A 13,266-nucleotide genomic window follows, 5' to 3' on the forward strand; every position below is an offset into this window, starting at 1 on the left:
TATAGCAGTTTTATTTATCGTTCAGTGCAGCTACCCCTGGAAGCTCTTTGCCTTCCATGAATTCAAGGGATGCGCCGCCGCCTGTTGAGATGTGGCTCATTTTGTCAGCAAGACCGAATTTTTCAACGGCTGCCGCAGAGTCTCCTCCGCCGATGACAGAGTATGTATCATTAGCCTCTGCCAATGCTTCTGCAACCGCTTTTGTGCCTTGAGCGAACAAGTCGATTTCGAATACGCCCATCGGTCCGTTCCACACGACAAGTTTGCTGTTTTTGATAACGTCAGCATACGTTTCGCGTGTTTTCGTACCAATGTCGATGGCTTCTAAATCACTTGGAATCTCAGAGATCGGCACGATTTGAACATTTGCATCGTTAGAGAAATCATCAGCAACGAGAACGTCTTCCGGCATATAGAATTTAACGCCTTTTTCTTTCGCGCGGTCCATGAATGATTTTGCAAGCTCGACTTTATCTTCTTCAAGAAGAGATTTACCGACTTCATAGCCAAGTGCTTTAACGAATGTGTAAGCAAGACCTCCGCCGATGATCAAGTTGTCCACTTTATCAAGCAGACTTTCGATGACGCCGATTTTGTCTTTTACTTTCGCTCCGCCGATGATTGCCGTGAACGGGCGGTCAGGGTTAGACACCGCTTTTCCAAGTACATCAAGCTCTTTTTCCATCAGGAATCCTGCAACCGCCGGCAGATGCTCGGCAATTCCGGCTGTAGATGCGTGAGCACGGTGGGCAGCACCGAATGCGTCATTGACATATACATCCGCAAGCTCAGCAAATGCTTTAGCAAGCTCAGGATCATTTTTCTCTTCGCCAGGGTAGAAACGTACGTTTTCCAATACAAGAACGTCTCCGTCCTTCATATCAGAAATTTGTGCTTTTACAGCATCACCGTAAGCTTCATCTGCTTTTTTCACTTCTTTGCCAAGCAGTTCGCCTAAGCGTGCAGCGACAGGAGTTAAACGAAGCTCCTCAACCACTTCGCCTTTCGGGCGGCCTAAGTGGCTCGCAAGAAGGACTTTCGCGCCTTGGTCTGCAAGGTGTTTGATTGTCGGAAGCGCAGCGCGGATACGAGTATCGTCTGTTACTTCCCCGTCTTTCATTGGAACGTTAAAGTCAACGCGGCAGAATACGACTTTGCCTTTTACGTCGATGTCTTTTACTGTTTTTTTATTCATGCCTTAGGAGATCCTCCTTCAAAATGGTTTGCATAGCACGAAAAACGTGAAACGTGAAACCGCCTTATGATGCTTCCGCCGCGGGGCAGATTGCAGCTTCCGGGCACGGGGCAGATCGTCTTCTGAGCCAGGGCAGGCGGCTAGGAAAACGAAAGTGCCGCTGAAACTGCAAAACGCGGACGTTCTGCAGCAATCAGGCGCTTTCTGAAAGCCGGTTCTCATGGAAAAAGGGAAAGGGAGTCCGTCCCCTTCCCTTGTCCGCTTTCATTATAGCGTTTCTGTCCGAAAGAACCAAGTCCGGCCCTTTCCGGGAGCTATGAATTAAAGACCTTGTTTTGCGATGTAAGCTGCAAGGTCAACAACGCGGTTAGAGTAGCCGCTTTCGTTATCGTACCAAGAGATTACTTTTACCATGCTGCCTTCCATAACCATTGTAGAAAGAGCATCGATTGTAGAAGAGTTAGCATTGCCGTTGTAGTCTCCGGATACTAATGGCTCTTCGCTGTAGCCAAGGATTCCTTTAAGATCGCCTTCAGCCGCTTCTTTAAGAGCTGCGTTTACGTCTTCAACTGTTACGTCTTTGTTAAGTTCAGCAACTAAGTCAACAAGAGAAACGTTTGGAGTCGGCACACGCATTGCTCCGCCGTTCAGTTTGCCTTTCAGTTCAGGAAGAACTAGAGAAACTGCTTTAGCAGCACCAGTTGATGTTGGGATGATGTTTTCAGCTGCTGCACGCGCACGACGGTAGTCTTTGTGCGGAAGATCAAGGATTTGCTGATCATTTGTGTAAGAGTGAACAGTTGTCATCATACCGCGTTTGATGCCGAATTTGTCGTTAAGTACTTTTGCAAACGGCGCAAGGCAGTTTGTTGTGCAAGATGCGTTAGAGATAACATCGTGGTTAGCCGCATCGTATTTATCTTCGTTAACACCCATAACGATTGTGATATCTTCTTCGTTAGCAGGTGCAGAGATGATGACTTTTTTCGCGCCGGCTTCTAAATGTTTCGCAGCGTCTGCGCGTTTTGTGAAGAAACCAGTAGATTCAACTACGATTTCAACGCCTTGTTTGCCCCAGCTGAGTTTCGCAGGATCGCGCTCAGCAGAAACTTCGATTGTTTTGCCGTTAACAACAAGGTTGCTGCCGTCAACTTTAACTTCTGCGTCTAATTTTCCGTGTACGGAATCATATTGTAAAAGATGAGCAAGCATGTTAGCGTCTGTTAAATCGTTAACCGCCACTACCTCAACTTCAGGATTGTTTAATGCTGCGCGGAATACGTTACGTCCAATACGACCAAAACCGTTAATACCGACTTTTACTGCCATGATTATTTCCTCCTTTTAATAAGTGAGAGATATTTATATTGAGGGACTGTTATCCCTTAATAACTTCTTTGCGGCTCCTTCGTCCGTGACGAGAACCGTGTTTCGCTGCTTTTTAAAATATGCTTCGATTGCTTCTGCTTTTGATGATCCGCCCGCTACCGCGATAATGTCGGGAATGGCATCGAGGTCATCGAGCTGCATTCCGACTGAATGCACCTTGTGAACGACTTCTCCGTCCGCATTAAAGTAGTAGCCGAATGCCTCTGTCACCGCATGATTGTCATCTATTTTCTTCAAATCTTCCAATGGTGTGTTTCTTCGCTCCGCCATTGTTCTAGCTTCGCCGATTCCGTGAATGAGCATACTCGCTGATTTAATCGTCTGAAGCACCTCTTTTACGGAAGGTTCTTCAATAATAGATGAATAGGCGCCTTGTGACAGCTGTCCGGGAACGAACAAAAGCCGGTAAGTGCCTGAAGCCTTTTCCGCCATATGCGCGCATATGGTGTTCGCCTGGTTTTTCACGTCTTCGCCTAAACCGCCTCTTGCAGGCACAAACAAAAGCTCGCGGTTTTTAGAATCCGGCGTCATCATATCGGCGACAGCTTCAATTGTCGTACCGCCGGTTACAGCGACGATATTTTTGCCTGAAAATCTCTTTTTCATACACGCAACGGCCGCTCTCCCTAATTCTTTTTTGACCCAAGGAGATTGGTCGCTGTCTCCGGAGACGATAATGGCGTCTTTCAGATTAAGCCGCTCTTTTAATGTCTTTTCCAAAAGCGTCAATCCTAAAACATCCTTCATCGTATCTTCCAGAATCGAAAGCAGTGAATAGCCTTCTTCCGTCATTGTCATGCCGTTTGTTTTAATATCAATGAGATTCTGTTCTTTCAAAAACTGAACCTCGCTTCTGAGAACGCGCTCGGTCAATCCGAGACTGGCTGCGAGACTTCTGCGGCCGATCGGTTCGGTAAGCCTGATATACTGCAAGATTTCAAATCTTTTCTGCATGACAAGCAAAAGATCAGGCAATAATTTTTTTTGAGCTTGTATTAACTGGTTCATGACTCAAACGTTCCTTCCTATTCATACTGGACAGAAAATGTCCCGCTATGACAAAAAACGTCCCATCATAGCCAAAAAAAATTATGTCTGCTTTCTTTAATTATTTTAACAGGATGACTTTGTTAATTCAACTGTTAAAGGTCAATTCCTCGACATTCTTCGCAGGATTTACCAGTATCTCCTTGATACAGTCATTATATACAGAAACAGACTGAAGGTGACAGACAAAAGCCCGCCGGAGCGGACTTTTGTCGTAAAACGCTTTCATTTTATCCAGAGTTTTTCTATTTCCTCTAATGATTTATTTTTAGTCTCAGGGCAGATCGTCACGACAAACAAGAAACAGAGAATATTAATGACGGCAAATATCCAGAAAGTGTACGCGAGACCCAGCCCGCTGATCATCATCGGCACGAATTGTCCGATCGCCCAGTTCGCCCCCCACAGGAATATCGTCGCGATACCGGCGGCGCGTGCGCGGAGGTGGTTCGGAAAGATTTCTGAAATCATGATCCACGTAATCGGCCCGACTGAAACGCAGAAAGCGGCGACGAATCCCAATATAATGACGACTAAAGCCGGCCCGCTTGCCAGCTGAAAATAAAAGGATGCCCCGATTAAGATCATGAACAGCGCCATAAAGGCTGATCCGACCCCCATCAGCTTTTTCCGGCCTACTTTATCGACTAAAAGAACCGCAATAATGGTGAAAATCACTTCGACGACACCGACGATGCATGTCGTGACAAACCCCGCATTCTGCCCGAAGCCCATCATTTTGAAGATTTCCGGCCCGTAATACGTAATCGCGTTCATGCCGATGACCTGATTGAACAAAGCCAGCAGAATTCCGATCACAAGCGCTTTTCTCAGCCCCGGTTTAAACAGCTGAGACAATGATCCCATTTTTTCTAATTGTAAAGACGTTTCGATTTGTTTGATTTCTTCTTTCGCGGTCTGCTCGCCGTTAATGCGCGTCAGCACGGCGAGAGCTTCATTCCTGCGCCCCGCTTTTGCAAGCCAGCGAGGACTTTCCGGCACGATAAGCAGCACGATAAAAAAGATGACAAACGGAATCATGCCGTAAGCGAGCATCCACCGCCAGCCGGTGTGCACCCCCCATTCATATGAGCCGGACTGCTGGACGGCGAGGTTAATAAAATAAGTGCCGGAGATCCCTAATATCGTAAACAGCTGATACAGTGAGGAAAGACTGCCGCGTATGGCCGGCGGAGCGGCTTCGGTAATATACGTGACAGAAAGCGAGGAGCCCATTCCGATTCCCAGACCGCCGATGATTCTGGCGATAATTAAGGAAGACACACTTTGAGAAAGCGCAGAGACAACCGCTGACACTGCAAACAAAAGGGCCGCTGCCATCAGAACCTTTCTCCGTCCGAAACGGTCACTCAAAAATCCTGAAATCCCGACGCCGAAAACACCGCCGATCATAATGCTTGAAATCACGAGCCCTTCCATAAAAGGACTTAAACGGTACAAGTCTTTCAGAAAACCGATGGCGCCGGAAATAACCGCCGTGTCATAACCGTACAAAAGCCCTCCCAGTCCGGCCGCGCATGAGATAAGAATGACAAACCACTTCGAATGCTCTCGAGTGACAGGTACATTTGAGCCAATTGGTGCCGGGTGATTCTTCATGAATTTTACCCTCCCGCGAATAATAGAATAAAAACGCTTACAAAACAGAGCACTGTTACATTTGTACGTACTTATAAAGAATTTTATCTAAAAATAAGGAAAATTAGTACGTACAAATAAAGAATAAGCAGTTTTTCAGAATCTGTCAATTGTTTTTGCGACTTGATGAAAGGGCTTACTATGTTATACTGGAATTTGTCCGTATACATTTTGGAGGAATTGATATGCTACCGAAATATGCTCAAGTAAAAGAAGAAATTTGTTCATGGCTGAATCAAGGGAAAATACAGCCTGACCAAAAGCTGCCTACGGAAAATGAGCTGATGCAGCAGTTCGGCGTCAGCCGCCATACCATCAGAAAAGCGATCGGGGATTTAGTCTCGCAGGGGCTGCTGTACAGCGTTCAGGGCGGAGGCACCTTTGTCGCTTCACGCACGGCGAAATCAGCTATGCATTCAAACAAAACGATCGGCGTCATTACAACGTACATATCAGACTATATTTTCCCGAGCATCATCAGGGGAATCGAATCTTATTTAAGCGAACAAGGCTATTCCATGCTGCTGACGAGCACCAACAACAATACAGAAAGTGAACGACGGGGCCTTGAAAACCTGCTGTCTAAAAATATAGACGGGCTGATTGTCGAGCCTACGAAAAGCGCGCTGCAGACGCCCAACATCGGCTATTATCTCAATCTGGAGAAAAACGGCATTCCGTTTGCCATGATTAACGCTTCTTATGCGGAGCTGGCCGCACCGAGCTTTTCCGTCAATGATGTCAAAGGCGGCATGATGGCTTGCGAATACGTCATGTCCCTCGGGCACACGCACATTATGGGAATTTTTAAAGCGGATGACACGCAGGGCGTCAAACGGATGAACGGCTATCTGCAGGCGCATCGGGAGCGCGGAATCTTCCCGTCTCCGGACATGATCGTAACCTACACGACTGAAGAAAAAGAAACCGTGCTTCTCCAAAAGATTAAGGATACCCTTGAGCAAAACAGCGGGTCATACCCGACGGCCATTCTTTGTTATAATGATGAAATTGCGCTGAAGACGATTAATCTTCTCAGAGAATTCGGCTTAAAGGTGCCTGATGACGTGTCAGTCATGGGCTATGATGATTCACATTTCGCCCAGATTTCCGAGGTGAAGCTCACCTCTGTTAAGCACCCGAAATCCATTATGGGGAAAGCGGCGGCAAAATACGTCATCGACTGCTTAGAACATAAAAAACCGAAGCAAGATGACGTCGTGTATGAACCGGAACTCGTCATCCGGAATTCCGTCAGGCGGATCGGCGAATGAAAAAAGCAATGTGCTGTGCACATTGCTTTTTTTGATCAGCTGTTTTTTAATTCGGCGATGATTTCAAACGACCGCATTCTGTCGGCATGCTCAAAGCTTTCTGAATTCACCATGATTTCATCCGCCTGTGTTGTCCGGATGAAGCTTTCCAGCTTTTCCTTCACACGCTCCGGTCCGCCGACGATCGTTGAACTGAGCTGTTCATTGACCATCGCTTTTTCATACGGCGACCAGATTTGATCCATGTCTTCAACAGGGGGCTTCAGCTGGTTCGGCGTGCCGCGGACGAGGTCTAAAAATCTTTGATAATGCGATGTCGCCAGATGCTCCGCCTTTTCATCCGTGTCTGCGGCAATGACGGTGACGCCGACCATCGCGTACGGTTTATCCAGTACGTCTGACGGACGGAAGGAGCTTCGGTATAACTCAAGAGCCGGCACGGTGTTTTTCGGTGAGAAGTGAGCCGCAAAGGCGAACGGAAGCCCGAGCTCTCCGGCAAGGCGTGCGCTGAAGCCGCTTGAGCCCAGAAGCCAGATCGGCACGTCCAGCCCTTCGCCCGGAATGGCGCGGACTTGATTGCGCACATTGCCTGTCGGTTTGAAGTAATTTCTCAATTCTTCAAGCTGCTCCGGGAAATCCTCCCCGCTGTTTATGTTTCTTCTTAAGGCTCTCGCCGTTAATTGGTCGGTTCCCGGCGCACGCCCGATTCCGAGGTCAATCCGCCCCGGATATAACGTTTCAAGGGTTCCGAATTGCTCCGCGATTATAAGTGACGAATGATTCGGCAGCATAATGCCGCCTGAACCGACGCGGATTTTCTTCGTGCCGCCGGCAATGTGGCCGATCAGCACTGACGTTGCCGAGCTGGCGACGCCTTCTATATTATGATGCTCCGCCAGCCAATAGCGGTTATAGCCCCACTCCTCGGCACGGCGCGCTAAATCCATGCTGTTGCGGAACGATTCAGCAACCGTTCCCCCCTGTACGACCGGCGATAAATTCAATACGGAAAACGCAGTATCTTTCAATGTATGTTCAGCCATCGTTTTCTCCTTTATGGTTTAGTGTAAGCAGATCTTAAACAAGGTCTCTACCACACACCTTACCACAGCTTTTCACGTGAGTTAAACAATTTGATTCGATGATTTTCGAACAATCAGTCAGCGGTCATCACTAGTGAACTTTGTATGAATGAATCTATAACATTCAGATATGAAGGGCCTAGAATGATATAAAAATGAAAAGATACCATTGAAACAATAGAACCAATAATGTTAACATATGTCATATATTGAATAGGAAGGAAGTCATTCTATATGCGTAAAAAACTCTTAATGGCACTCACAACAGCTTTACTGGCAGCAATCTTTTTTACAGGAAACACCGATAAGGCATACGCTGCAGACTTTTATGACGGCACTCAGCAGCATTTAAATGTAAGCGGATCTACCGATGCCTCCTACTACACGAAAAAAGCGAAAACTGTCGATTTTACTCTCAGTACAGCGTATCCGTCAAATCGAACCTTTAAAGGAAACCTATACTTACAGCGAAAGTCCGGAAAGAAATGGACGACTTGCAAAAAAACAACCTTCTCTTTCTCAGTAAGGGTGACTAAGTCATTCTCTTTAAAAGGATGCAAGACAGGTTATTATCGTGTCAAAGCCACGTTCAGCGGTTCAAAACTTGTCAATACGACAAACTCTTTTAAAATTAATCGATAAGATTCAGGACCCTAAGATGATTAGGGTCTTTTATTCATTCTTTGTGAGTTCCTGTGCGATTTGAATAAAAAGTTTTGCCGCCAATGAAGCTTCCTTTACGGAAGGAACGGCAAGCAGAACATCGCGGTACACCGCCTGATTCAATTCTCTCGTCACGACATTTTCCGGCAGCGATATTCCCGACATAGACATTTGTGATAGTATCGCGATTCCCAGCCCTTCTTTAATCATGCTGATGGACGTATTGACGTTGTAAACAGTGAATGCGGCAGTCAGCACAGATCCTGCCTCCCTAAACATATCAATAAGCGGTGATTCGTACCCTCCGTCACAGATAATCATCGGCTGGCAGTCAAGGTCTTTCAGAGAGATTGCCTCACAGCTGCAAAGCGGATGATCATTTCTAAGCACGACGGCCATTTTATCTTTTTTCAGCGGCAGATATTCCATGTCTTCCGTAGGAAAAAGAGTAATACCTACGTCTATTACCCGGGAGCGGAGCCATTCCTTTACTTCGTTGACCGTTCCTTCATGAAGCACCAATTCAAGCTTCGGATACCGCTTTTTAAACATGCTGATCAGCTTTGGAATGAAATAAGCGGAAGCGGCCGGGAATGTCCCGACGTGAATCGTTCCCTGTTCAAGCCCTCTTTCCGCGGCCGCCAGCTGCTCGGCTTTTTCTATGCCTTTGAGCACCTCTCTGATATGGACGAGAATTTTTGCGCCCGTGTCCGTGAGCCTTAAGCCGTTGCGGCGCTCGCGGATGATCAGCTTAATGCCGAGCTCTGACTCAAGCGCCGAGATGGCATGGCTGACGGCGGGCTGCGTCATATTCAGCGCCTGCCCCGCTTTCGTAAAACTTCCCGTTTCAGCGATTTGAACAAAAACCCGCAGTTGTGTGATCGTCATAACGTTTTACTTATGCTCCTTATAAAAAAGATTCATTTTATTTATCTTGCTGATTACCGTATCATATGATGGAATTGTTCTACAAGGAGTGAACGACGTGAAACAGCTTTCGAAAATACAGACAGCTCTCATGCTGGCGTTTTTAGTTACAGTATGGGGGATTAACTGGCCGCTGACAAAGGCCGCGCTCGCCTATTCGCCGCCACTTCTGTTTGCCGGAATCCGCACGCTGATCGGCGGACTTCTATTATTAATGGTGGCGCTGCCCCGTTTTAAAAAGCTGCGTTTTAAAGAAACGTGGCCGATCTATCTTATTTCTGCTATTTTAAATATTACTTTATTTTACGGTCTGCAAACGGTCGGCTTGAATTACCTGCCTGCCGGCTTATTTTCAGCCATCGTGTTTTTCCAGCCGGTTTTAATGGGGGTTTTTTCTTGGCTGTGGCTCGGCGAATCGATGTATCCTTTGAAAATCGCCGGGCTTATTCTGGGCTTTGCCGGTGTCGCCGTCATCAGCTCAGCCGGTTTCGGAGGTCATATTTCCATCGCCGGCATTCTTTTGGCCTTAGGCTCCGCAGTCAGCTGGGCGCTCGGCACGGTATATGTGAAAAGAACGGGCGGACGCGCGGACTCGATCTGGATGGTCGCTCTTCAGCTTCTGATCGGCGGCGTGCTGCTTGTCAGCTCCGGCAGTTTTTCAGAAAGCTTTTCAGCGATTCAATGGAAAGCTCCGTTTATTCTGAGCCTTCTGTTCATTTCGGTATTTGTCATCGCGCTCGGCTGGCTCGCCTTTTTTACGCTTGTCGGTTCAGGGGAAGCAAGCAAGGTTGCCTCTTACACCTTCCTGATCCCGCTCATATCCATTGTCGTCAGCTCGATATTCCTGCATGAGCCGCTGACCGTCAGCCTTTTAGCCGGACTGCTTCTGATTGTCACAAGCATCTGTTTGGTGAATATAACACCGAAGAGACTGAAAACACCTGCTTTGGCCGCAGAAAAAAAGGCCGCTCATTAAAAAAACTCTTGCCGCGGGGGACTGACCCCCGTTTTTGAGACAGGGATCAAAACACCTTTAAGCAGCCAGCTGTCGGTATGTGACCGGCGGCTGGTTGTTTAGTTTCGTTTGAATACGAATGTTGTTATAATAGTGTATATAGGTTTCGACAGTTTGTTCTACGATGGTCGTCGTAGTGCTTTCCAACCTGTCGAGGTAGAACGTTTCAGACTTTAGTGAGGAATGAAACGATTCGATGGAGGCATTATCAGCGGGCGTCCCTTTGCGGGACATGCTCATGGTAATGCCTTTTGTTTTAACAGCTTTCTGATACTCATAAGATGTATAAACAGAACCTTGGTCACTATGTAACACGCAGTTCTCTGGCAGTGCGGGCAGCTGATCAAGTGTGTGTAAGACAAAGTCTGTGTCCTGTCTATCGCTAATCGTAAAAGCAATCACTTCTCCATTGTATAAATCCAATATACTGGAAAGATACAATTGTTTCTGCCCATAAGGCAAATATGTGATATCCGTTACTAGCTTTTCCAGAGGGCGATCAGACTGAAAGTTCCGATCCAATATATTCTCGGCCACGGCATATGGCTGCCCATTCTTCTTGCGCTTTTTCACCTTAACCCGGCATTGCCACTGATTCTTCTGCATAATGCGCTGAACCGTTTTATGATTTATACGCATTCCCTTTTTTAATATGGCTGTGATTTTCCGATAGCCATATCGATACTTGTGTTCTCGGCACAACGTGCCGATTTGTTTTTCTAAATGGTATTTAGGGTTATCTTTCATCAGATTCTTCTTCCAACGATAATAAGATGCTCGTGAGATACCTAAATGAATACAGATATCCTTTATGGTCATTGTGCCGCGCAATGCTTCTACAAGCTCGACTGGCGTTTCGCTATCAGCTTCCTTTCCAATTCGTTGTACTTTTTTAACACTTCATTCTGTTGTCTCAGATAACGATTTTCTGCCTGCAGTTTCTCTAATTCGGAAGAATACTCTGGACCTTTTCCATAAGAATATTGCTTTCCGACAGGTTGTTGGAATCGATGTGTATCCCCAGCTTTATACCACCTGACCCATGTCTGAATCTGCGTCTTATTCTTTATATTCAATTCCTGCATGATCTCCTTCACAGGCACGCCCGCGAATCTCATTTCTACAGCCTTCTGTTTGACTTCAACCGGATAACTCACTCTTGCCTTCATAGAAAAACACCTCCAAGTCTAATTTCGGATAACAACGATCCGTTTTCAAACTTGAAGGTGTTTTTTGTTTGTCTCATATTATGGGGTCAGCCCCCGGGGCAAGAGTTTTTTATTTATCGACGTCTCCCTTTCACGAGATACGCAGCCGTAATAAGCAGGTAGATGGCCGCGGTGATGCATGTGATGACCATGGATGTCGTCGCAATTACGCCGATCAGGATGGCCAAAAGCGCAAGAACCGCGAACCATGTCGTGTACGGGAACCATTTGACGTAATAAGCCGGCTGTTCTGTTGAATGTTTTCTTGATTTCAAATGGGCGAATCCGATAATCAGCCAGATGAACAGCACGGTATAGCCGAGTGAACCCATCAAATAATTAAACGTCTGGCTTCCTGCAAATAAAGAAATCAGGACGCCTACATATAAAAATGACGTACAAGTCAGAATCGCATAGACGGGAACCTTTTTCTTCGATAGTTTTGAAAAGATTTTCGGCACCCGGCCGTCAGAAGCCTGCGTAAATAAGACGCGGGATGATCCGTACAATCCCGAGTTCATGGACGAGATAATCGCAAGAAGAATGACGGCATTCATAATATGGTCGGCACCCGGAATTCCGATCATCTTAAATACTATGACAAACGGGCTTTCAGGAACGCTGTTGACTTGATTCCAAGGAATCAGGCTGACGATGATGAAAAACGGCAGCAAGTAAAAAGCGACAATCCGCGTTAACGTGCTTCGGACAGCTTTCGGAATCACCTTTTCGGGATTTTTTGTCTCCGCCAGTGTGACGCCGATGATTTCCGTTCCGCCGTATGAGTAGATCACGACGAGCATCGCCGTGATGACGCCCCCCGCTCCATGCGGGAAAAACCCTCCGTGATCCGTTAAATGAGACAGCCCCGGCGCCGTGTGATTGCCGAATGAGAAAAATAAAAGCAGAATTCCGCATAAAATAAAGATGACAATCACTGTAATTTTAATGAGCGCGAGCCAGTACTCTGTCTCGGCAAACAGCTTCACAGAAAGCATGTTTACGACCGTTACCACGATAGAAATAATCAAAGCGAGTATCCATATCGGACATTCCGGCAGCCAATATTGAATGAAAATGGCGGCTACGACCGCCTCCGCGGCAATATTGAGCACCCACATTTTCCAATAGATCCAGTCTAAAAAGTATGCAGCGTACGATCCGAGAGACTGCTCAACCAAATCACGGAACGTCCTTGCATGTTTGTTTCTGACGGCCATTTCAGCCAGCCCCTGCATAATAAACAGCAGAATGATTCCGCCGAGGAGGTAGGCCAGCAGCACGGAAGGCCCGGCTTCATCAATCGCCGTGCTGCTGCCTTTAAAGAGCCCGGCCCCGATTGCGCCTCCAAGCGCCATCATCATAATGTGTCTGGACGACATCGTCCGTTTTAATGTTTGCTTGTCCTTTTCCATCTATCACACGCCCTCTCGCAAAAAGTGTTCATCACATAAAAAAGCACGCCGCCTCTTTTTAGAAAAGAGACGGCGTGCCTCAGGCAGCCGCGGTACCACTCTTGTTGATCCCGAATATCCGGAATCCAGCTTAAAAACCTTTTAACGAAGGTCAGCCGTTAGGACATAGGGAATATTCCGACAATTCCGTTCCGCCCTGCCACTTCCGGGCGAGTTCAAAGAACAATCAGTCCGCGTTGCACCACCCCGCGGCTCTCTTCTTCTGACTGGATTCTTTTACTGCTCCCGTTCACAGTGTTTTATGTTAAATGAATCTCTTGAGTTTTTATTTTCTGAATATAGTAACATAATATACAGTCTTCTAATTTTAAAGTCAATACTAATTTTTGCCG

11 protein-coding genes and 1 other annotated feature are annotated in these 13,266 nt (G+C 46.8%); of the genes, 3 read left to right on the plus strand and 8 right to left on the minus strand.

Annotated features, from left to right (window positions below):
* Positions 1-10: 10 nt before the first annotated feature.
* The 4 genes from ACXN9U_RS15790 to araE form a co-directional block, all read right to left on the minus strand.
* Positions 11-1,195, minus strand: coding sequence for a phosphoglycerate kinase (locus ACXN9U_RS15790; protein WP_060964237.1), 1,185 nt, complete (start codon positions 1,193-1,195; stop codon positions 11-13).
* Positions 1,196-1,516: 321 nt separating this feature from the next.
* The gene (gap, locus tag ACXN9U_RS15795) at positions 1,517-2,524 is read right to left on the minus strand and encodes a type I glyceraldehyde-3-phosphate dehydrogenase (RefSeq protein WP_016937887.1); all 1,008 of its coding nucleotides are present in this window, start codon (positions 2,522-2,524) and stop codon (positions 1,517-1,519) included.
* Between the two features lie 33 nt (positions 2,525-2,557).
* Positions 2,558-3,592 (minus strand): gapA transcriptional regulator CggR, encoded by a 1,035-nt coding sequence (gene cggR, locus ACXN9U_RS15800; protein WP_016937886.1) that lies wholly within the window; start codon positions 3,590-3,592, stop codon positions 2,558-2,560.
* A 264-nt stretch (positions 3,593-3,856) separates the two neighbouring features.
* Positions 3,857-5,251: an arabinose-proton symporter AraE gene (gene araE / locus ACXN9U_RS15805; protein WP_489201887.1), complete on the minus strand. Its 1,395-nt coding sequence runs from the start codon at positions 5,249-5,251 to the stop codon at positions 3,857-3,859.
* Between the two features lie 224 nt (positions 5,252-5,475).
* Between araE and araR the strand changes: the two genes are divergently transcribed.
* A complete protein-coding gene (gene araR, locus ACXN9U_RS15810) occupies positions 5,476-6,564 on the plus strand; it encodes an arabinose utilization transcriptional regulator AraR (RefSeq protein WP_049627429.1) in 1,089 nt (362 codons plus the stop codon).
* Between the two features lie 35 nt (positions 6,565-6,599).
* Here the strand turns inward: araR and ACXN9U_RS15815 are convergent, their stop codons facing one another.
* Entirely contained in the window at positions 6,600-7,607 is a 1,008-nt protein-coding gene (locus ACXN9U_RS15815; RefSeq protein WP_489201888.1) for an LLM class flavin-dependent oxidoreductase, read from the minus strand.
* Between the two features lie 273 nt (positions 7,608-7,880).
* On the opposite strand from ACXN9U_RS15815, the gene ACXN9U_RS15820 reads away from it, so the two are divergent.
* Positions 7,881-8,288 (plus strand): hypothetical protein, encoded by a 408-nt coding sequence (locus ACXN9U_RS15820; protein WP_438420673.1) that lies wholly within the window; start codon positions 7,881-7,883, stop codon positions 8,286-8,288.
* A 30-nt stretch (positions 8,289-8,318) separates the two neighbouring features.
* Here ACXN9U_RS15820 and ACXN9U_RS15825 read toward each other — a convergent pair whose 3' ends face one another.
* The gene (locus ACXN9U_RS15825) at positions 8,319-9,197 is read right to left on the minus strand and encodes a LysR family transcriptional regulator (protein ID WP_489201889.1); all 879 of its coding nucleotides are present in this window, start codon (positions 9,195-9,197) and stop codon (positions 8,319-8,321) included.
* Between the two features lie 97 nt (positions 9,198-9,294).
* Here ACXN9U_RS15825 and ACXN9U_RS15830 point away from each other — a divergent pair, with 97 nt between their 5' ends.
* Positions 9,295-10,212 (plus strand): DMT family transporter, encoded by a 918-nt coding sequence (locus ACXN9U_RS15830; protein ID WP_489201890.1) that lies wholly within the window; start codon positions 9,295-9,297, stop codon positions 10,210-10,212.
* Positions 10,213-10,269: 57 nt separating this feature from the next.
* On the opposite strand, the gene ACXN9U_RS15835 is transcribed toward ACXN9U_RS15830, so the two are convergent.
* Positions 10,270-11,420 (minus strand): IS3 family transposase gene (locus ACXN9U_RS15835; RefSeq protein ID WP_101605368.1). Its coding sequence is split into 2 segments (ribosomal slippage): positions 10,270-11,147 and positions 11,147-11,420, totalling 1,152 coding nucleotides; the frame shifts between segments, so codons are not numbered across the junction.
* A gap of 113 nt (positions 11,421-11,533) precedes the next feature.
* On the minus strand, positions 11,534-12,874 hold the full coding sequence (locus tag ACXN9U_RS15840; RefSeq protein ID WP_060964230.1) for an amino acid permease: 1,341 nt from the start codon (positions 12,872-12,874) through the stop codon (positions 11,534-11,536).
* 62 nt (positions 12,875-12,936) lie between these two features.
* Positions 12,937-13,176: a binding site (T-box leader), on the minus strand.
* Positions 13,177-13,266: the final 90 nt, after the last annotated feature.

Source organism: Bacillus sp. BACIII (assembly GCF_057836745.1).

Coding starts and splice junctions, on each gene's coding strand:
- ACXN9U_RS15790 (WP_060964237.1), bottom strand. CDS start 1,195: ATGAATAAAAAAACAGTAAAAGACATCGACGTAAAAGGCAAAGTCGTA.
- gap (WP_016937887.1), bottom strand. CDS start 2,524: ATGGCAGTAAAAGTCGGTATTAACGGTTTTGGTCGTATTGGACGTAAC.
- cggR (WP_016937886.1), bottom strand. CDS start 3,592: ATGAACCAGTTAATACAAGCTCAAAAAAAATTATTGCCTGATCTTTTG.
- araE (WP_489201887.1), bottom strand. CDS start 5,251: ATGAAGAATCACCCGGCACCAATTGGCTCAAATGTACCTGTCACTCGA.
- araR (WP_049627429.1), top strand. CDS start 5,476: ATGCTACCGAAATATGCTCAAGTAAAAGAAGAAATTTGTTCATGGCTG.
- ACXN9U_RS15815 (WP_489201888.1), bottom strand. CDS start 7,607: ATGGCTGAACATACATTGAAAGATACTGCGTTTTCCGTATTGAATTTA.
- ACXN9U_RS15820 (WP_438420673.1), top strand. CDS start 7,881: ATGCGTAAAAAACTCTTAATGGCACTCACAACAGCTTTACTGGCAGCA.
- ACXN9U_RS15825 (WP_489201889.1), bottom strand. CDS start 9,197: ATGACGATCACACAACTGCGGGTTTTTGTTCAAATCGCTGAAACGGGA.
- ACXN9U_RS15840 (WP_060964230.1), bottom strand. CDS start 12,874: ATGGAAAAGGACAAGCAAACATTAAAACGGACGATGTCGTCCAGACAC.